Annotated in this window: 19 protein-coding genes; 13 read left to right on the top strand and 6 right to left on the bottom strand. The window is 63.7% G+C overall.

Annotated features, from left to right (window positions below):
- Window positions 1–170 precede the first annotated feature (170 nt).
- The 3 genes from ACO06R_RS18990 to ACO06R_RS18980 form a co-directional block, all read right to left on the bottom strand.
- Window positions 171–1,544, bottom strand: a complete 1,374-nt coding sequence (locus ACO06R_RS18990; protein ID WP_421853856.1) for a glutamate--cysteine ligase — start codon at window positions 1,542–1,544, stop codon at window positions 171–173.
- Window positions 1,545–1,623: 79 nt separating this feature from the next.
- Window positions 1,624–2,376 carry a 16S rRNA (uracil(1498)-N(3))-methyltransferase gene (locus ACO06R_RS18985; RefSeq protein WP_421853853.1) on the bottom strand — a complete coding sequence of 251 codons (753 nt, stop codon included), beginning with the start codon at window positions 2,374–2,376 and terminating at the stop codon, window positions 1,624–1,626.
- A gap of 31 nt (window positions 2,377–2,407) precedes the next feature.
- Window positions 2,408–3,067 (bottom strand): hypothetical protein, encoded by a 660-nt coding sequence (locus ACO06R_RS18980; RefSeq protein ID WP_421853850.1) that lies wholly within the window; start codon window positions 3,065–3,067, stop codon window positions 2,408–2,410.
- A 160-nt stretch (window positions 3,068–3,227) separates the two neighbouring features.
- On the opposite strand from ACO06R_RS18980, the gene ACO06R_RS18975 reads away from it, so the two are divergent.
- Entirely contained in the window at window positions 3,228–3,368 is a 141-nt protein-coding gene (locus ACO06R_RS18975; protein WP_421853847.1) for a hypothetical protein, read from the top strand.
- Between the two features lie 112 nt (window positions 3,369–3,480).
- The gene (locus ACO06R_RS18970; RefSeq protein WP_421859519.1) at window positions 3,481–4,644 is read left to right on the top strand and encodes an alpha-hydroxy acid oxidase; all 1,164 of its coding nucleotides are present in this window, start codon (window positions 3,481–3,483) and stop codon (window positions 4,642–4,644) included.
- Here ACO06R_RS18970 and ACO06R_RS18965 read toward each other — a convergent pair.
- Window positions 4,641–5,462, bottom strand: coding sequence for a FadR/GntR family transcriptional regulator (locus tag ACO06R_RS18965; protein WP_421853844.1), 822 nt, complete (start codon window positions 5,460–5,462; stop codon window positions 4,641–4,643). The genes ACO06R_RS18970 and ACO06R_RS18965 overlap by 4 nt on opposite strands.
- 175 nt (window positions 5,463–5,637) lie before the next feature.
- On the opposite strand from ACO06R_RS18965, the gene ACO06R_RS18960 reads away from it, so the two are divergent.
- Complete coding sequence (locus ACO06R_RS18960; RefSeq protein ID WP_421859517.1) at window positions 5,638–6,966, top strand: DUF3422 family protein; 1,329 nt, start codon at window positions 5,638–5,640, stop codon at window positions 6,964–6,966.
- A gap of 14 nt (window positions 6,967–6,980) precedes the next feature.
- On the opposite strand, the gene ACO06R_RS18955 is transcribed toward ACO06R_RS18960, so the two are convergent.
- Complete coding sequence (locus ACO06R_RS18955) at window positions 6,981–7,934, bottom strand: LysR family transcriptional regulator (protein WP_421853841.1); 954 nt, start codon at window positions 7,932–7,934, stop codon at window positions 6,981–6,983.
- Between the two features lie 364 nt (window positions 7,935–8,298).
- On the opposite strand from ACO06R_RS18955, the gene ACO06R_RS18950 reads away from it, so the two are divergent.
- From ACO06R_RS18950 to ACO06R_RS18925, 6 genes are all read left to right on the top strand, one after another.
- Window positions 8,299–9,741 carry an FAD-linked oxidase C-terminal domain-containing protein gene (locus tag ACO06R_RS18950; RefSeq protein ID WP_421853838.1) on the top strand — a complete coding sequence of 481 codons (1,443 nt, stop codon included), beginning with the start codon at window positions 8,299–8,301 and terminating at the stop codon, window positions 9,739–9,741.
- A gap of 4 nt (window positions 9,742–9,745) precedes the next feature.
- A complete protein-coding gene (gene glcE, locus ACO06R_RS18945) occupies window positions 9,746–10,978 on the top strand; it encodes a glycolate oxidase subunit GlcE (protein WP_421853835.1) in 1,233 nt (410 codons plus the stop codon).
- Between the two features lie 22 nt (window positions 10,979–11,000).
- Window positions 11,001–11,384, top strand: coding sequence for a DUF4870 family protein (locus ACO06R_RS18940; protein WP_421853832.1), 384 nt, complete (start codon window positions 11,001–11,003; stop codon window positions 11,382–11,384).
- 26 nt (window positions 11,385–11,410) lie between these two features.
- The gene (glcF, locus tag ACO06R_RS18935) at window positions 11,411–12,766 is read left to right on the top strand and encodes a glycolate oxidase subunit GlcF (protein ID WP_421853829.1); all 1,356 of its coding nucleotides are present in this window, start codon (window positions 11,411–11,413) and stop codon (window positions 12,764–12,766) included.
- Between the two features lie 88 nt (window positions 12,767–12,854).
- Window positions 12,855–13,136, top strand: coding sequence for a hypothetical protein (locus ACO06R_RS18930; protein ID WP_421853826.1), 282 nt, complete (start codon window positions 12,855–12,857; stop codon window positions 13,134–13,136).
- Window positions 13,137–13,211: 75 nt separating this feature from the next.
- On the top strand, window positions 13,212–15,521 hold the full coding sequence (locus tag ACO06R_RS18925) for a mechanosensitive ion channel domain-containing protein (RefSeq protein WP_421853823.1): 2,310 nt from the start codon (window positions 13,212–13,214) through the stop codon (window positions 15,519–15,521).
- Window positions 15,522–16,485: 964 nt separating this feature from the next.
- Here ACO06R_RS18925 and ACO06R_RS18920 read toward each other — a convergent pair.
- Entirely contained in the window at window positions 16,486–17,265 is a 780-nt protein-coding gene (locus ACO06R_RS18920) for a L,D-transpeptidase (RefSeq protein WP_421853820.1), read from the bottom strand.
- Between the two features lie 194 nt (window positions 17,266–17,459).
- Here ACO06R_RS18920 and ACO06R_RS18915 point away from each other — a divergent pair, with 194 nt between their 5' ends.
- The 4 genes from ACO06R_RS18915 (at window position 17,460) to ACO06R_RS18900 (ending at window position 19,608) form a co-directional block, all read left to right on the top strand.
- Complete coding sequence (locus ACO06R_RS18915; RefSeq protein ID WP_421853817.1) at window positions 17,460–18,089, top strand: DNA-3-methyladenine glycosylase I; 630 nt, start codon at window positions 17,460–17,462, stop codon at window positions 18,087–18,089.
- Window positions 18,086–18,457 carry a DUF1801 domain-containing protein gene (locus tag ACO06R_RS18910; protein WP_421853814.1) on the top strand — a complete coding sequence of 124 codons (372 nt, stop codon included), beginning with the start codon at window positions 18,086–18,088 and terminating at the stop codon, window positions 18,455–18,457. Before ACO06R_RS18915 ends, ACO06R_RS18910 begins: the two co-directional genes overlap by 4 nt.
- A gap of 61 nt (window positions 18,458–18,518) precedes the next feature.
- Window positions 18,519–18,851, top strand: coding sequence for a hypothetical protein (locus tag ACO06R_RS18905; protein WP_421853811.1), 333 nt, complete (start codon window positions 18,519–18,521; stop codon window positions 18,849–18,851).
- A gap of 145 nt (window positions 18,852–18,996) precedes the next feature.
- A complete protein-coding gene (locus tag ACO06R_RS18900; RefSeq protein WP_421853808.1) occupies window positions 18,997–19,608 on the top strand; it encodes a hypothetical protein in 612 nt (203 codons plus the stop codon).
- Window positions 19,609–19,633 lie beyond the last annotated feature (25 nt).

Raw genomic sequence — 19,633 nt, 5'->3', positions numbered from 1 at the left:
CTCATGTTGGCGCAGTTCTACAATAAACGAAGGGAAGGAATAATTCACCCAATTATATTTATATTGAAAAAGCTACAGTATTAGGAACTGATTTACGTAATATATGGTGATGAATATTTGTGGGCTGATAACGCTGATGGCGCTGCGGGCTTCACCGCCGCCGCCGCCGCTCAGTAGGCGTACTCCATGAACACCGGCTCGATGGAGCAGGCCCACACCGAATTGTACTCGGTGATCATCTGTTCGGCCGCCGTCGAGCCGCGCGCGACGATCTCCTCGAGCGGCGCCAGGAAATGCGCCTCGTCGAAACCTTCGGGATTGAGCCGCCCGCGTGCCTGCAGGCCGGCCCGCGCGATGCTCAGCACCTCGTAGCCGATCTCGCGCACCGATTGGCCGCGAATGCTGGCGTTCAGCCCCTCGGTCGGGACCGCGTCGCGCAAGGCGACGACGTCTTCCAGCGACCAGTCGCGGGTCAGCGCGTCGGCCGCGTCCAGCGCTGCCGCATCGTAGGTCAGCCCGACCCAGAAGGCCGGCAGGGCGCAGATGCGCCGCCACGGGCCGCCATCCGCGCCGCGCATCTCGATGAACTTTTTCAGCCGGACCTCGGGAAACACCGTCGACAGGTGGTTGGTCCAGTCGCCGAGATTGGGGCGTGCATCCGGGATTTCCCCTTCCAGCGCGCCGTTCATGAATTGGCGGAAGGTGACATGGGTGCAATCGCGATAGCTGCCCTCGCGCAGGACGAAGTACATCGGCACGTCGAGCACCCACTCGACATAGTCCATGAAGCCGAAATCCTCGGCGAACACGAAGGGCAGCACGCCGGTGCGGTTGGGGTCGGTGTCGCGCCAGATATCGGCGCGCCACGACAGCATGCCGTTGGGCCGTCCGTCCGTGAATGGCGAATTGGCGAACAGCGCCGTGGCGATCGGCTGCAGCCGGTAGGAAACCTGCATCTTGGCGCGCATGTCGGCTTCCGACGCAAAGTCGAGATTGACCTGGATCGTCGAGGTGCGGTGCATCATGTCGAGGCCCTGACTGCCGACCTTCGGCATATAGGCGCGCATGATGTCATAGCGCGACTTTGGCATCAGCGGTGTCTCGTCGAGCGTCCATTTCGGGCTGGCGCCGAGACCGAGGAACTTGATGCCGAGCGGGTCGGCGATCTGCCGCAATTGCGCGAGATGCGCGTTCGATTCGCGGCAGGTCTGGTGGATCGTTTCCAGCGGCGCGCCCGACAGTTCGAATTGGCCGCCGGGTTCCAGGCTGATCGCGCCCATGCCGGTCGGCTCGTAAAGCCCGATGATCCGGTTCTCATCGATGATCGGGGTCCAGCCGAGCTTTTCGCGCATGCCCTCCAGCAGCGCCCGGATCGAGCGTTCGCCGTCATAGGGAACCGGCGAGTTGTCCTCGGCGAAGAACGGGAACTTCTCGTGTTCGGTGCCGATGCGCCAATCATCCTCGGGCTTGCAGCCGGCTTCCAGATAGGCGGCCAGTTCCTCCACCGAGGAGATTGGCGTTTCGTCTGTCGTATCGCGGGCCATCGGCCGCCTCCATATCAATCCGGTGCGCTTGATGAACACTCACAGTCGGTGAGGCAAGCGCAATTTTCTTGACCCTGTATCAAGGAAAATTGAACGTATCCCAATCCCCGGCAGCCGCCTGGATGACGGCCAGCGCCGCGACCGCCGCGGTGTCGGCGCGCAGAATCCGCGGCCCGAGCGGGATCGCCGTGACGAAGGGCAGGGCACGCAACTGCGCGCGCTCGGCATCCGAAAAGCCGCCCTCCGGCCCGACGAGCAGGCCGACCGGCGGCGCATCGAGCGCCTGAAGCGCCGGCAGCGGATTGTTGGTGTTCGCGTCCTCGTCGCAGAAAACCAGCCGCGCCGCCGGGTCCCAGCCCGCAAGCAGCGTATCGAAACGCACCGCCTCGCGGCACTCCGGGATCGACAGGATGCCGCATTGTTCGGCCGCCTCCACGGCGTTTGCCGCCATGCGTTCGATATTGATGCGCGGCACCTGTGTGTGATGCGTCATCACCGGCTGGAGGGCGCCGGCGCCCATCTCTACTGCCTTCTGGACCATGTAGTCGAGGCGGCCGGATTTCAGCGGCGCGAAGCAGTAGACGAGGCGTGATGGCGCCGGCTGCGGCCGTTCCAGCCGCGCGATGGTCAGCGCCGCCGACTTCTTCGTCGGCTTGCGCACCGTCGCCCGCCACTCGCCGTCGCGGCCGTTGAAGACGAGGATCTCCGCGCCGTCGGTCATGCGCAGCACGTTCAGCAGATAGTTGGTCTGGGCCCGGTCGAGCGCGATTTCCGCGCCGGCGGCAAGCGGCCGGTCGAGAAAAATCCGTTGCATCTTGTAGTTTGCGCGCATGGCGTTTCGATGGACCGGCTTCGGCGAAAGGTCAATCGCCGCGTGCGGGCGTGCCGCCCGTGGCCGACGTGTCGATGGCCGGAACATAGCCCGCAGCAAATGCCCGCACGGTCGATGGCGGCGTAAGCAGCGTCAAGTCCGCCGGCAATGCGGGCAGCACCTGATAGCCGTCGAAGCTCCAGCGCCACGCCCGCCCGCCATACATCAGCAGCGCGTCGCCGCCGGCGGCGACCATCGTGCCGTCCGGCAATGCGAGCGCCGCGCCGGGAAGGGGATGCCGGCGCTTGGTCCGCCCGTCGAGCCGCTCGCCATGCAGCACCGTATCCATCTGCGGCGCTTTCGGCTCCGGCCCGCCATCGCCGGCATTCCACGCGGCCTGGAACCGCTGCGCGTCGGCGCGCCGGCAGTAGAAACAGGGCCGGTGGCCGGCGGCCAGTGCCGTCGCCTCGTCGAGAAAGAACAGCTCCGTCCAGCCGGCGCCGCCATGGCGCCCGTTGAACCCCATCACGTCGCGGCGGCGGCCGCGAAAGTCGCAGACGCAGCAGATCCACGCCTTGCCGGTCCAGCGGCGGATCGGATGCAGGCTGCGGCTTTCGGGATCGTGCAAAACGCCGCGGTTTCCGGTCAGCGCGCCGCGCGCCGGGTGGGCGACGATCTCGCCGAACGGGTTCACGCGGTTTTGCAGCGGCATTTCACAAATTCCTCGCGAGGGCGGCCGTTTCCCGGTTGTATTCCGCTACGTGATCGGATAATTGGCCTCCCTGTCATCGCGGTGTGACTATGTTCACGCCATTACCAATACCGAAATGATTAGTTTGCTTGAGACCACACAGGTATTTCAAGGATTATCGATGTCTGCACGCGCCCTTTTGCTGACTTTTTCTTCGCTTCTCGCCATCGCCTTTTGGGGCTTGGCCGTCTATTCCGACGGCGCTCTGGCCGGCAGGGTTCCGGCCGACGGCTATGGAATTTCGGTGGTCGCCGGGCGCTGACGCTACGGATTTAGCATCCTTCCGCAGATTTGCCGACACGCTCCGGCTTTCGTTCGGCGTGACACGGCGCTAAGACCGTCAACGTTGAATGACGAAGAGAGTGCGGACGGCGATGCTCGACAAGGTAACCGATATCAGTGATTTGCAGCGGATCGCGCGCCGGCGCGTGCCGCGGATGTTCTACGATTATGCCGATTCCGGCGCCTGGACCGAATCCACCTATCGCGACAACTCCGACGCCTTCGGCCGGATCAAGCTGCGCCAGCGCGTCGCCGTCGATATCGGCGACCGCTCGATCGCCACGCAGATGGTCGGCCAGGAGATTTCGATGCCGGTGGCGCTTGCGCCGGTCGGCATGACCGGCATGCAGCACGCCGACGGCGAGATCGCGGCTGCCCGCGCCGCCGAAAAATTCGGCGTCCCGTTCACCCTGTCGACCATGAGCATCTGTTCCATCGAGGCGGTGGCCGCCGCGACGGAAAAACCGTTCTGGTTCCAGCTCTATGTGATGCGCGACCGCGACTATATCGAAGCGCTGATCGAACGTGCCAGGGTCGCCGGCTGCTCGGCGCTGGTGCTGACGCTTGACCTGCAGATCCTCGCGCAGCGCCACAAGGACGTCAAAAACGGCCTGTCGGCGCCGCCCAAGCCAACCCTGATCAACCTGATCGATCTGGCCTTCAAACCGCGCTGGTGCCTCGGCATGCTGGGCACCGCCAACCGCACATTCGGCAACATCGTCGGCCACGCCAAGGGCGTGTCGAACATGACGTCCCTGTCCGAGTGGACGCATGCCCAGTTCGATCCGACGCTGAACTGGGATTCGATCGACTGGATCAGGGAGCGCTGGGACGGACCGCTGATCCTCAAGGGCATCAACGATGTCGAGGACGCCCGGATCGCCGCCGGCAAAGGCGCCGATGCGCTGATTGTCTCCAACCATGGCGGCCGCCAGCTCGACGGCGCGGCGGCGAGCATCGACATGCTCGGCCCGATTGTCGATGCGGTCGGCGATCAAATCGAGGTGCATTTCGATTCCGGCATTCGCTCCGGCCAGGACATCCTCAAGGCCGTCGCGCTTGGTGCGAAGTCGACCTATATCGGGCGCGCATTCGTCTACGGTCTGGGCGCGGCCGGCGAGGCCGGCGTCACCAAGGCGCTCGAGTTGTTGCGCAAGGAACTGGACCTGACCATGGCGCTGTGCGGCGAGACCGACATCCGCAATGTCGGGCGGCACAATCTGTTGCCGCCGGGCGACTTCGGTCAGCCAATCTAGAGCGTTTCGGCAGCGCCCTTTTCGCTCTTGCGCGCCGCGGCATCGTCATCGAGACGTTGGGCCCGGCGCATGCGCGACACAGCCTCCCACGATTTGGCCCGTTCCGCCTCGCGGGCACAGGATTCGACATATTCCATATGCGCTTCGGCCGCGCGGCGCGCTGCCGCCGGATCGCCGGCCACGATGGCGTCGTAGATCGCGCAGTGCTGGGCGAGCAGCCGATCGCGCGCGCCGGGGAAGCCGTAGACCAGCGACCGGCTGAAGAACACGCCGTCGGCCATCAACCGATAGCAGGAGCGCAGCGTGTGCATCAGGATCACGTTGTGCGCGCTCTCGCTCACCGCATGGTGGAACTCGATGTCGATGGCGGCCTCCGCCGCGTGGTCCGGCTCGGCATGAGCCTGCCGCATGCGCTCGATGATATCGGACAGCAAGGCGCGGTCGTCGGCGGTCGCACGCTCCGCCGCGTAGGCGGCGGCTATGCCCTCCACGTCGCGCCTGTATTCCAGATAGTCCCGCGTCGCCTTGGGGTGGTTGGCGATCAGCTCCAGCATCGTCTCGGAAAACACGTCGCCGATGACGTCGGCGACATAGGTGCCGCCGCCGTGGCGCGGCACGATCAGGCCGCGGCCCTCAAGCGCCTTCAATGCTTCCCGCAAGACAGGCCGCGACACGTCCAGTTGCTGGGCCAGGTCGCGTTCGCCCGGCAGCTTGTCGCCGACGCGCAGCACACCCTCGAGAACGAGGTTCTCGATCTGGGCGCAAACCTCGTCGGCGGTTCGCGCATGATTGACCGGCGTGATGAACTGCGATGCCATTTCGTGTTCCCGAGGAACCGGACTGTAAAGGACACGCGGACAAATGGTCAATTTTCTTGTCCACTTTACGGCCGAAAAAGACGATTTCGCGATTGCTGACAAAACGACGCAGGGACATGTCATGCAGGTGAGAACGGCTTATAGTCCGCTTGAACTTTTCTGACGGGACCAGATGATGAGCAACGCCGCAGTGGACAACGACCGCGAAAGCGGTGCAACCGGCAAGGGAGGCCGCCGCGGGGCATTCGGGTTTCCGCTGCACGCCAACCGCGCTGCCGCGCTTGGCGAGGTGCATTCGCGGCCCGCGCCGGCGATTTCCGCGCCGCGCGGCCTGATCAAGCTGTGTTTCATGACCGAAGGCGGCACGACCGTCGACCATGCGGTGCTGTCCGAACTGTCGCGCCGGCACGGCTCGGCTCCGCCCGACCGCCAGGCGCGCCACCATTCCATCGATACGGGCAAGGGGACGCTGCGCTGGGAGCGTCACACCGAGGCCTCGACCTATCTCTGGGAAGGTGGACTGCCGCGCCGCTTCGGCGAGCCGATGGTCGGCCACCCCTTTGGCGAGGAGTTCCCGGCGCCGGGCACGCTGATTGCCGGCGTGCGCATCGAGGTGCGCAAGCACAGCGCGGCAACGATGAAACTGATCTCGGAGTTCGATTCGGCAACCGTTTGCTGCGCACAAGTCGAGGACGGCATGGCGATTGCGGTGACCGATTTTCGCCAGGATGCGTCCGGCCTGACGCAGATCCTGGTGCTCGATCTCGGCATGTCGCCGCAGCGCTGCGGCGCGCTCGCTCAGCGGTTGTTCGATATCGAGATTTACCGGACCCTCGCCATGCTCGGGCTGCCGATGGCGCAACAGCTTTCGCCGCATATGCGCAAGGCCGAGGACCGGCTGGCGGCACTGACCAACCGCATGCGCAATGTCGCCGCCGACGAGACCGAGCAATTGCTTGACGAGATTACCGGGCTGGCGGCGGAACTGGAGGCGGACGCCGCCTCAAGCCTTTACCGCTTTGGCGCCAGCCGCGCCTATTACCAGATCGTCCACGACCGTCTTGCGGCGCTCGGCGAGCAGCCGGTAACCGGCTACGACACCTGGAGTTCTTTCCTCGAACGGCGGGTCGCGCCGGCAATGCGGACGTGTCGCTCGGTGGAAGAGCGCCAGGCCAACCTGTCGCGAAAACTGTCGCGCGCCGCCAACCTGCTGCGCACCCGCGTCGAGGTGGAGGTCGAAAAGCAGAACCGCAACCTGCTGCAATCGATGAACACGCGGGCGCGGCTGCAACTGCGTCTGCAGCAAACGGTCGAAGGACTGTCGGTCGCCGCCGTCTCCTACTATGTGGTCGGCCTGATCGGTTATGTCGTCAAGGGCGCGGGCCTGGCCCGGTTTGGCATATCCGATGCGGTGGTGACCGCGGCCGCGGTGCCGGTCGTCGTGATCGCGCTATGGCTTCTCGTCCGGCGCATTCGCAGGCGGCACCGCGACACCGAGACTTAGAGCGTGTTCGAAAGCTACTTGATGCTTCTGATCTTCCCGACAGCGGGCTCTTCGTCCGCCGGTGCCTCGGCGCCGGCGTCCCAGTAGGGCACGTTGCCGTAAAGCTCGGCCAGGAAGTCGATGAACAGCCGCACCTTGACTGGCAGGAACTGGCGCGACGGATAGATCGCATGCAGGCCGATATTGGGCGAGGCTTCATGGTCTTCCAACACCTGGACCAGCCGGCCGGATGCCAGTTCGCCTCCGACATCCCAGGTCGATCGGTAGCCGATCCCGATGCCGGACAGGATCGCCGAGCGCACGACCTCGGAGGAGTTGGTCTGCAGGGTGCCGTGCGGCCGGTAGGCAACCGGACCGTCCGGGCCGATGAGCCGCCATGGTTCGGTTGAGTGATGCGTCAGGCAATTGTGGTCGTCGAGATCCGACAAGATGCTTGGTATGCCGTTTCGTTCCAGATATTCCGGTGCGGCGCACAGCAGGCGGCGCACGGGCGCGAGCTTTCGCGCAACAAGGCTGGAGTCGGCGAGTTCGGCGATACGGATTGCCAGATCGTAGCTTTCGCCGACGATATCGACGAACTCGTCGGACAAGACCAGATTGACCGCCAGATCGGGGTTCTTGGCCATGAACATGCCGAGATGCGGCGCGATGTGCTTCCGGCTGAACGCCGTCGGCGCTGTAATCCTGAGAATGCCCCGCGCGGTGACCGAGCGCCGCGACACGAACGTTTCAGCTTCCTCGACGCTGGCCAGGATGACGACAACCCGCTCGTAGAAACCCTTGCCCGCCTCGGTCAGGGCGATCTGGCGCGTGGTACGTTGCAACAGGCGTGTGCCCAAACGGTCTTCCAGCCTGCGCAGTCTTTTCGAGACGACAGCCGGGGACAAACCCAGTTCCCTGCCTGCCGCAGACATGTTGCCCGCGGCAACGACATTCGCAAAAATTTCGAGATCGCCGAACTTATTCATGTTTTCCCACCGAATCCGGCATTTGCCCTTATCGTCCTGCGAGGCAAGACTTCGCGCCTTTTTTCGTTCGATTAGACTTGATTGGATTATTTCCTTTTCGTCATAGGCGGAAACCAAGGAGAAGATGTGTCGGATCAGTCTGTTGTAGAGTTGTCCAGCAAGTTACGTAGGGCAACTATCTCAAAAGTGTGAACATGAATACCGTGAATTCCTGCCGTTGTGGCAACAATCGGTGGTTCGACTGCTCTTCAAGGCACACGATGCTGTAAGCGATCACGAACGCAATCCGGACTTTGGTTGCGCATCGGAGGCGTAAGTGGTAAGTTAAGTTTACCACTTTGACGATCAGGCGCGGGAGGCGTCCATGTCCGCGATACAGTTTCTTGAGCCGAGATCCGACGTGCTGTCGCGCCGCGCCGCAATCCGCGCGGCCCTGGCCGGTCTGGTGCCCGCCGATTGTCTGGTAACCGAGGAACGCGAACTGGTTCCGTTCGAGACCGATGCGTTCACGGCCTATCGCCGGGTGCCCCTGGCGGTGGTTCTGCCGGAGACGACGGCTCAGGTCGCCGCGGTGATGAAATATTGCGCCGCAAACGGCGTCCCCGTTGTGCCGCGCGGCGCAGGCACGTCGCTTGCCGGCGGCGCGATCCCGCAGGAAGACGCGGTGGTGATCGGCGTGTCCAAGATGTCGCGGATCCTGGATGTCGATTTCGCCAACCGGGTTGCGCGTGTTCAGGCCGGGGTCACCAATCTGCGGATTTCCGATGAGGTCTCCGCCGACGGGTTTTTCTATGCCCCGGACCCCTCATCGCAGCTCGCTTGCACCATCGCCGGCAACATCGCCATGAACTCCGGCGGCGCGCACTGCCTGAAATACGGCGTCACGACCAACAATCTGCTCGGCGTCACCATGGTCTTGGCGGATGGCGAGATCGTCGAGATCGGCGGCAGCCACCTCGATGCCGCCGGTTACGATCTGCTTGGCCTGGTCTGCGGGTCGGAGGGCCAACTCGGCATCGTGACCGAAGCCACGGTGCGCCTGCTGGCCAAGCCGGAGGGCGCCCGCCCGGTGCTGTTCGGCTTCGATTCCTCGGAAGTTGCCGGCGCTTGTGTCGCCGACATCATCGCCGCCGGCATCATCCCGGTCGCCATCGAGTTCATGGACAAGCAGGCCATCGACATCTGCGAAGCCTTCGCCAAGGCCGGCTACCCGATGGATGTCGAGGCGCTTCTGATCGTCGAGGTCGAGGGATCCGACGCCGAAATGCAGGCGATGCTGGAGCGGATCGTCGAGATTGCGCGGACCCACAGCGTCAAACGCGTCAAGGAAAGCCAGTCGGCCATGGAGGCCGCCGCGATCTGGAAGGGGCGCAAGTCGGCCTTCGGTGCGACCGGACGGGTCGCCGACTATATCTGCATGGATGGCACGGTGCCGCTTGGTCAGCTCTCCCATGTGCTGCGGGAGACGGCGTCAATCGTCGAGCGCTACGGCCTGCGCGTCGCCAATGTGTTTCATGCCGGCGATGGCAACATGCACCCGCTGATCCTCTACAATGTCAACGATCCCGTCGAGGCCGGGAAGGCGGAGGCTGCCGGCATGGATATCCTGAAACTGTGTGTCGACGCCGGCGGTTGCCTGACCGGCGAGCATGGCGTCGGTATCGAGAAACGCGACCTGATGCTGCATCAGTTCAGCCGGATCGATCTCGACCAGCAATTGCGCACGCGCGCCGCATTCGACCCGGCGTGGCTGCTCAATCCGTCGAAGGTGTTTCCGCTCACGATGCGCGGCGAGGCGGCGGAATAGTCGCATGACGGGCATTGAAACTCACCAACCCGCAAGCGAGGCGGAAACCTGCGAAATCGTCCGCGCCTGCGCCGCCGATCGCCGGACGCTCGAAATCGTCGGTGGCGGCACGCGCTGCGGCATCGGCCAGCCGATAACGGCCGACGCGGTGCTGGCGACGGCCGGGCTGAGCGGCATCACAGAGTACAATCCCGGTGAACTCGTCGTCACCGCGCGCGCCGGCACGCCGCTCGCCGACATCGAAGCCGCGCTGGACGCGAACAACCAGATGCTGGCCTTCGAACCGGGCGACTGGCGCGGCGTTTCCGGCATCGAGGGCAACCCGACCATCGGTTCCGTCGCCGCCGCCAACCTGTCCGGCCCGCGGCGGCTTGCCGCCGGCGCCGCCCGCGACAGCCTGCTCGGCGTCCGCCTCGTCAACGGGCGCGGCGAGGCGGTCAAGAACGGCGGGCGGGTGATGAAGAACGTCACCGGGCTCGATCTGGTCAAGCTGATGGCCGGCAGCTGGGGCACGCTCGGCGTCCTGACCGAGGTCTCCTTCAAGGTCCTGCCGCGCCCCGAAACCGAGGCGACGCTCGCGCTCCACGGTGCAACGGACGCCGAGGCTGCCGGCCTGATGGCGGCCGCGGTCGCGACCAGCGCCGAGGTCTCCGGTGCCGCCCATCTGCCGCCGGATGTCGCGCAAACCCTCTCGGCGGCTCCCGGCGATCGGTCCCTCACGCTGCTGCGTATCGAAGGCTTCGCCGATTCCGTGACCGCCCGGCTGGACAGGTTGCGCACAACGTTTTCTGCCGATCCCGAGACATCCGTGATCGGCGAGGCGGCCTCGAAAACGCTTTGGCAGGCCTTGCGCGATGTTGCGCCGTTCGCCGGTTCGCCGACGCCGCTGTGGAAGATCTCGGTTACCCCGACATCCGGCCATGCCGTCGCCGCCGCCATCCTTGCCGACACTGCCGGCACCGTCTTCTACGACTGGCAGGGCGGCCTCGTGTGGCTGCAATGCGCCGCCGACACCGATCCGGCTGCCGATGTGGTGCGCGCCGCGGTCGCCGAACACGGTGGGGGTCACGCCACGCTTGTCCGCGCGTCCGATCCGGTGCGCGCGGCGGTGCCGGTCTTCCAGCCGCAGCCGCCGGCCATTGCCGCCCTGTCCGAGCGGATTCGCGCAGCTTTCGATCCGGCCGGTGTTTTCAATCCCGGCCGCATGGTGTTCGATGGAAACCGCACTGCAGCGTAACCGTCAGCAAAGGACCAAGACCATGAGCGATCCCCAAAGCAACTCCAGTTCCGGATCCGGTGAAATCGGCAAATGGCTGGAGCCGGGCAAGCAGAATGCCCAGTTGATCTACATCCTCTACTTCGCCTCGTTTCTGATCGGCATCTCCGGCCTGATCGGCGTCGTCATCGCCTACATGAATCGCGGCAAGGCGGGCGATTTCGTCGAAACCCACTACACCTGGCTGATCCGCACCTTCTGGATCGGCATCCTGTATGCGTTGGTGGCCGCTATTTTGGCCTTTGTCGTCATCGGCGTGATCTTGATGTTCGCCGTCGCCGTCTGGGTGATCGTCCGCCTCGTCAAGGGATTGCAGGCGCTCGGCCGCAACGAACCGATATCCGACCCCCAGACCTGGTGGATCTAGGACAACAGGACAGGAAGTAACACTACGTGCAGACCCGCTTTTCGCCTGAACAGCTGCGTGATCCCGGCATCGCGGCCTCCGAGAAAATCCTGCGCACCTGCGTGCATTGCGGGTTCTGCACGGCCACCTGTCCGACCTATGTGACGCTCGGCAACGAACTCGACAGCCCGCGCGGCCGTATCTACCTGATCAAGGACATGCTGGAAAACGGCCGCGCCGCCGACGAGAAGGTCGTCACCCATATCGATCGCTGCCTGTCCTGCCTTGCCTGCATGACCACCTGCCCGTCGGGCGTTGACTACATGCACCTTGTCGACCACGCCCGCACCCATATTGAGGAAACCTACCGGCGGCCCTTCCTCGACCGGCTGATCCGCAACATTCTGGCGTTGGTGTTACCCTATCCGGGCCGCTTCCGCGCCGCGCTTCACGCCGCCCGGCTTGGCCGGCCCTTCGCCGGCCTGTTGCGCGCGGTCCCGGCGCTGAAGCGCTTCGCCGCCATGCTCGATCTGGCGCCCACCCGGATAGAGCCGAAATCACGCTTTGCTGCTCCTGGTGCCCATGCTCCGCAAACCGGGCGGCGCGGCCGGGTCGCCATACTCACGGGCTGCGCCCAGCCGGTGCTCAGGCCGTCCATCAACGATGCCACGATCCGGCTGTTGAACCGGCTTGGCGTCGAGGTCGTCGTGCCAGAGGGCGAGGGCTGTTGCGGCGCGCTCGTCCATCACATGGGCCGCGAGGAGGCGGCGCTTGCCGACGCGCGGCGCAATGTCGACGCCTGGACGCGGCAGATCGAGGCCGACGGGCTCGATGCGATCGTCATCACGGCGTCCGGCTGCGGCACCACGGTCAAGGACTATGGCTGGATGCTGCGACACGATCCCGCCTATGCCGCGAAGGCCGAGCGCGTCTCCGCGCTGGCAAAAGACATCACCGAATATCTGGCTTCCATCGAGCTGCCGGAACCGGCGCTGCGGCCGGGGCACACCGTCGCCTATCATTCCGCCTGTTCGATGCAGCACGGCCAGAAGATCACCGCCGTGCCGAAAGACCTCCTCAAGGCCGCTGGCTTCAAGGTTTGCGAACCGGCCGAAGGCCATCTGTGCTGCGGCTCGGCCGGCACCTACAACATCATGCAGCCCGACATCGCCGCGCAACTGAAAGCGCGCAAGCTGAAGAACATCGAGGCGACAAGGCCCGATGCCGTGGCCACCGGCAATATCGGCTGCATCACCCAGATCGGATCGGGCACCGAACTGCCGGTGCTGCACACGGTCGAGCTTCTCGACTGGGCCTATGGCGGGCCGAAACCGGCCGGTATCGGCGATGCGCAGGCCGGTGCGCCCGGCATCGACGACTTCCTGATGGACGTCGCGCAGTAACCTGGGCCGCGACAACGCGACCGATTGCGGGACTGGGCCGGCAAGCCGAAAATGGATGACCAAGGGAGAGTTCCGAAGGAGGTTTCCCATGCGTATCATCCTGATGGCAATCGCACTGTTGCTGACCGCCTGCGCTCCGCAGGTACAAATCGATTGTCCGAACGTCGACCGGACCTTGGTATCCGAGGGCCGGGCGGTCTTCCGGAAGTCCTGCGAGAAATGTCACGACACGGCCGAGATGCGTGACTGGTTGGAAACCGTTCCCGAATGCGAGGCCGAAAGCGAACTGACGGTATTCCTTCCCCTGCACCGTTCCACCGCGACCAGTGACATGGCCGCGCCGCTCACCGCCTTCTTTCATTCGCTTTAGGATCGTCGGGCAGCTTGGCCCCGGAACCGGGATGCCCGGAAATCCGCCGCATTTTCAAATGCATCTGGCGATGTTATGCCTGCGGCGATCGCATCGGAGGTGATTTTGCGCCGTTTTATCTGGTTACTCTCGCTGTTGGCCGTGCTCGCGGCGGGCGGGCTGGCTGCCGCCCAGTCGCTGAGCGCCATCACCGGTGAGACCACCGAAGAAGCATCGCCGATCGTATTGCCCGATCCGCTGACACCGGAAGCGATCAACGCGCTGGTGTCGCGCCTGAGCGACGAGCAGGTGCGTCAGCTCCTGCTCGAGCGCCTCGACGCCGTAGCCAGCGAGAGCGGGTCGGCGGAGGCCGCCGAAGCCACGCCGATGACGCAGATGTTGAGCGACTGGTTGGCCGCGATCACCTTCTCGGGTCAAACCGCGTTCGAAAAGGTGCCGGCGTTGATCAAGGAATTCGCCGATACCTTCAAGGCGTTCACCGAAAGCCGCGGCGAAGGCGGCGTGATGTCCTATTTCCTGACCTTGCTTTGCGGCATCGGCGCCGGTCTGCTGGGCTGGTATGCGGTCATCCGCAGTCCATTGCGCAGGCTCGTGCGCAGGCCGGACGAGAACACGCCATTGGGGCAGACTGTCCGTCTGCTCGCCATGCGTTTCGGTGTCGATGTTCTGGCCATTGCGGTCTTCGTGCTCGTTTCGTCATCGGTGCACGGGTTCGTGCTTGGCGCGCGTGACTTCCAGAGCACGCATCTCGTCATGACCAACCTCGTCATGCTGCCATTGATCGTCTCTGCCGTCTCGCGTTTCATGCTTTCGCCGGGATGGCCTGAGGCACGGCTGGTCCATACCGACAACTGGACGGCGCGGTACCTGCACCGCAACAGCATCGGCCTCGCATTTGCGTCCGGCATGGCCTTCTTCCTGATCCAGTTCTCGCGCATGCAGGATACGGACCTGATGGACGACTGGTTCGGCTTCTGGATCAACTTGGTGATCTTTGTCTGGTTCGGCACCGTGACCGTTCGGGCACGCCGTGGAATCTCTCAGATGATGATCGGTCGCGCCGGCGACGCCACGCCGACCGAAGTCTGGGTGGCGAATGCCTTTCCGTGGTTCTTCATCGGCGTGTTGATCGCGACCTGGTTTCTCATTCCCTATGTCGGTTCCAGCAATACCGGCCTGGAGCTGCTCGTCGGCGGTGCGCATATCCACACGCTTCTGTTGATTTCCATGGCGCCCGCCGCCGACACCCTGGTGCGCGGTCTCGTGCGGCATCTGGTGCCTCCCATGCGCGGCGAGGGCCTGCTCGCCGAACGCGCCTATTACTCGACCAAGCGCAGCTACATCCGGATCGGCCGGGTCATCGCGTTCGCCACGATTATCTCGTTGATCGCCGATCACTGGCAGATCAGCTTCACCGGACTTGCATCGGAAAGCTTCGGCGAGCAATTTGCGGCGCGCGGCTTCGAGGTCGTCTTCATCATCGCCATCGGCTATCTGATCTGGGAACTGGCGACGCTGTGGTTCAACCGCAAGCTTGCAGCCGAGCAGACCGCCAGCGGCTTCGACCTGACCGCCGACGAACCGGGCGGCGGCGAGGGCGGCGGGCAAGGTGGCTCGCGCCTGTCGACCGTGCTGCCGGTGATCCGGATTGTCGTGCAGACCACCATTGGCATCATGACGCTGCTGTTCGCGCTGCGCCACATGGGCATCGACATCACGCCGCTGCTTGCCGGTGCCGGTATCGTCGGCATCGCCATCGGTTTTGGCGCACAGACACTGGTTCGCGACATCGTCTCCGGACTGTTCTTCCTGATCGACGATGCGTTTCGCGTTGGCGAATATCTGGTCATCGAAGGGACCGTCGGCACGGTCGAGCGGCTCAACATCCGTTCGTTGCAACTGCGCCATCACACTGGCCCGGTGCACACCATTCCCTATGGCGAAATCCCCAAGGTCACCAACAATTCGCGCGACTGGGTGATCATGAAGATGAAATTCACTTTCCCGTTCGAGACCGACCCGAACCGGATCAAGAAGATCTTCAAGAAGATCGGCCAGGAGGTATTGCAGGCGGACTATGCCGACAACCTCATCCAGACCTTCAAGAGCCAGGGCGTCTACGATGTCGACGATGTCGGCATTGTCATTCGCGGCAAGTTCATGGCCAAGCCCGGCTCGCAGTGGATCATCCGCAAGGATATCTACAATCGCGTGCAAAAGGCGCTCGACGAGGCCGGCATCCAGTTCGCCCGCCGCGAGGTGCGCGTGCAGATTCCCGGCCTCGAGGAACCCCAGCAACTGACCGGTCCGCAGATCGAGGCGGTCGCCGCCGCCGCCAACGAGGCCGTGCAGCAGGGTTTGCCGGCGCCGGGCGAGAAGAAGTAACCGAGAAAGGTTGCGCTGCAAGCCGCTGTCCGGTGGGAAGATCTGGCGATCTGGTCAGAATTTGTCCAATGATTGCAGAAGGTTGGTCCGCGGCCTTGGCGAAACCTGTCCACCGCTTCCCGACCACCTCTATCATCGCCGGTGCCTTCTCATGGAAGTCTGGGTGCACACCGGCTCACAGGGAGAGGGACGGTGCCTGGTTGGGTGAGGAGTGTTCGACCGCAGGTCGGCCAATCGACAACGATTTGTCGATTGGAGCGACGAACGCCCGAAACGAAAGTGGAGGGCCGGTGGTCAAACACACGGTGCCTTGCCTGGGTGATGAACCCCCACGCCGGGGCGGCATGAAGCGGCGCGCGCAGTCTTGTTTTCCCGGACTTTAGTTCCGGGCCGCCGACCGAAGCTGCAAGAACACCGAGCGGGCGGTCCGAGGATCGCTATTACTAACTAGACGTTGCGATGCTTTGACCGCCCGTCTTCCAGTTCTTTGACAACGCTGGTCTCGAAAACGGGGCGCGGTGCTGATGACGTACGCCTGAAGGTTGGAGATTAGCCGCTATGCAAAAAGCAGGTCGTCATCCTAGGGCTTGACCCTAGGATCCATTCCAGAGCGGTTGCGAAACACCGGAAATAGAAGAACGAGTACTATTCTGCATCTCTGAGCGCCGAGCTTGGCCGGAATTGAATGGATCCCAACGCGCCGACGGCGCTTCGCTTGTTGTTGGTCAAGCCCTAGGATGACGGTGTATCAAGTTCCGAATACCAATCGCCGACATCCCAATGCGGCACCATTGTCCCGCAGGGGCGAGGACGCACCCGGCGAAGATGCCACGCTCTCGCCCCGTGTCGGAGAGAAAGCGGTTTAAATGGCTTAGCCGAGCGGAACGCGAGGACTAAACATTAGGAATCGCAAGAGAGGGGGGTACGCGATACCGGCGTTCCGGCCGTTGTCAGAAGCTCCGCATCACCGCACGATCACTTTGGCGCCGACCGGAACCCTCGTATAGAGGTCCATCACGTCCTCGTTGCGCATCCGGATGCAGCCCGACGAGACCGCTTGACCGATGGTCCAGGGTGCGTTGGTGCCGTGAATGCGGTAGAGCGTCGAACCGAGATAGAGCGCCCGCGCGCCGAGCGGATTGGACGGACCGCCCTCCATATAGGCGGGCAGGAAGTGGCCCTTGGCCTTCTCGCGGGCGATCATCGACGCCGGCGGACGCCAGGACGGCCATTCCGCCTTGCGGGTGACCTTGTGCGTGCCGGCCCATTCGAAACCCGGTTTGCCGACGCCGACGCCGTAGCGACGCGCCGAGCCGTTGGAGCCGACGAGATAGAGAAACCGGTCACGCGTATCGATGACGATCGTGCCTGGCTGTTCGGCGCCGTGATAGGCGACCGTTTGCGGCAGGAAGATCGGGTTCATCTGCCGCGGTTTCGGCTTTGGATTGGCCGGCGAACGCAGCGCCACCGGCTGCGCCCGTTGCCGGGTCACTGAGCGTGCCTGCGGCAGCGGCTGCGGCCGGCGTTGGAACAGCGACCGCCGCGTTGTCGTTGGCGGTGTCGCAACGCGCACCTGCCGTGTGACAATGCGCTGGCGCGGCTTGAGTTGCATCACCCAGGGCGCGGCGAGATCAGGGCTCAGCACCACCGGCGGGCGGGAGCCGTAACGTTCCTGGGCGTTCGCGGGGCCGGCCGCCAGAAGGGAGGCGGCGACGAGCGCCGCAGCTGTCGCAATCGGTTTCATGTGACGTACTCTTACTCGCTCGTCCATGGCTACTGACAGACCGTTGTCAGCAGCATCCGTCTGCAAGCATGACTGCGGCGCCCGACCGAATTATGAATCAGAGAGCGATAAAAAGCGAATCCGGCTCTCAATCTGCCGTCAAGGTTACCCGGCGGTTTCGCGGAAAGGTAAATGAATGATGAAGGAGAGTTGCTGTGGGCGACGGACTGATCGCAGGAGCGGATGGCTTGGTGCGTTGCGCCTGGCACGGAAATCAGGACGACTATCTCGCCTATCACGACAGGGAGTGGGGCCGGCCCGTCGCCGACGACATCCGCCTGTTCGAAAAGATTTGCCTTGAGGGTTTTCAGTCCGGCCTGTCCTGGCTGACCATCCTGCGCAAGCGCGAGAATTTCCGCGCCGCCTTCGCCGGTTTCGATTTCGAGACGGTGTCGGAGTTCGGGCCTGACGATGTCGAGCGCATGCTTGGCGATGCCGGCATTGTGCGCCATCGCGGCAAGATCGAATCGACCATCAACAATGCGCGGCGCGCGCTTGAGCTGCGCAAGGAGTACGGTTCGCTTGCCGCCTATTTCTGGTCGCACGAGCCGTCGCAGGACGAACGGCCCGCCGTCATCGACTGGCCGACCCTGACGGCGATGCCGAAGACCGAGACGTCGACGCGTGTCTCCAAGGATTTGAAGAAGCGCGGCTGGAGCTTCGTCGGACCCACCACCGTCTATGCGTTCATGCAGGCGATGGGACTGGTCAACGACCATCTGGAAGGTTGCTATTGCCGCGAGGAGGTGGAGGCCGAGCGCGCCGCCTTCACGCGACCGACATGACCGCTGCCAGGCAGCCGCTTTACGACGACCTGCGGCGGCTGATTTTCGAGGTGGCCGCCGCGACGGAGGGTGTCGGCGAGATTGCCGAAAGCCTGAAATGGGGAGAGCCGAGCTTCGCGCCGGTCAAGCCGCGTATTGGCAGTTCGGTGCGGCTCGCCGCCCGCCCGGATGGCGCCGTGGCGATGACGTTCATCTGCCACACCGGTCTGGTCGATCGCTTCCGCGAACTCTATCCCGGTGCCTTCGACTTTGAAGGCGATCGCGCCCTCGTGTTCCGCCCGGAGATGGCCATCGACCGCGAAGCGCTGTCGCATTGTATCGCGCTTGCCTTCACCTATCATCTGCGTAAGCGCGGCCAACCGCTTTGAAAAGGTTAACAAATCGTATATGATCGAACTGCCGGCAATCACGCCGGCGAGGGAGCAGGCAATGTTGACAAGGTTCGGTATAAGCGTCGCTGTCGCGGCTTGCATGTTCGCCGCCGCCCCGGCATTTGCGGGCGGCCACCACGACGGCAGGACCCACTACGGCGCGGTGATCAAGATCGGCCATCAGGGCCATATCACCTATGACCGGGGCCGTTACTCGCTGAACGGCTATCGCGGTTCTCACTACGCCAAGGACGGTTACCGCAGATATCTCGGCTACTGGTTCCCGCATGACGCATTCGAAAACTCCTCGGTCATCATTCATGTCGGGCCGGGCTACCACGGCGGCTACGCCCGCAAGACCAAGCCGGGCATCTACGAACTGCGTGATTGACCGCGCGTCTCAGGCGAGCCCGGTATTGCTCGCCTGAACCACCCTGTGTCGAACGGCACAGGCAGACTGTCCGTTTTCCTCGAGAAGCGCCGCAAGCAAACATTCCGCGCTCCGTCGCGGACACTTTTTTCGAAGGAAAACGACAATGAGAAATGCAACAGCAATCCGTTTGACGATCGCCGCGGCGGTCGTCGCCGTCTCCTCGGTCGCCCATGCCGGTTCCAAACTGGAGAAGGTCGACATGGTCGCCGAGGGCATCGATCTGAAACCGGCGATCCTGCGCGCCAACTCCAATGGCTACACCAGCTACGAGAACTCGTCGCACACCTACATGTTGCGCTTGTTCGCCAAGGCGAAGGGCAAGTCGAACGCGGTCTACTACGCCGGGATCGGCTCGACGCACAACATATACTTGAACTTCGATGAGCATGCCTATCAGCATATGTCCGGGAAATCGGATGGCTGGGGTGTCTACAAGAAATCGGTCAACGTCCCGATCAAACTCAACAGCACGAAATGGTTCACGTCGCCCGGCGCCGCCTGCGTGACGAACCTGAAAGCCCAGATGAAGAAGGGCATGTCGAAAGCCGATGTCCTGAAGAAGGAATGGAAGGTCACCGCCAAGGCCAAGATCCTGTTCGTTGCGGCGGCCAACACCAAGGCGCGCAACCGGCGCGGCAATACCAGCAAGAACAACTCGATTGGCTCGCGCCTGATCGCCTATTCGGTTCCGGTGATCTGCCGGGCGGCAAAATAGGCCGCGAGGCAACCCCGCCTTGCAG

It is taken from the genome of Oricola sp. (assembly GCF_965230365.1).
Classification (GTDB): domain Bacteria; phylum Pseudomonadota; class Alphaproteobacteria; order Rhizobiales; family Rhizobiaceae; genus Oricola.
This window is presented reverse-complemented; position numbering and strand designations above follow the sequence as displayed.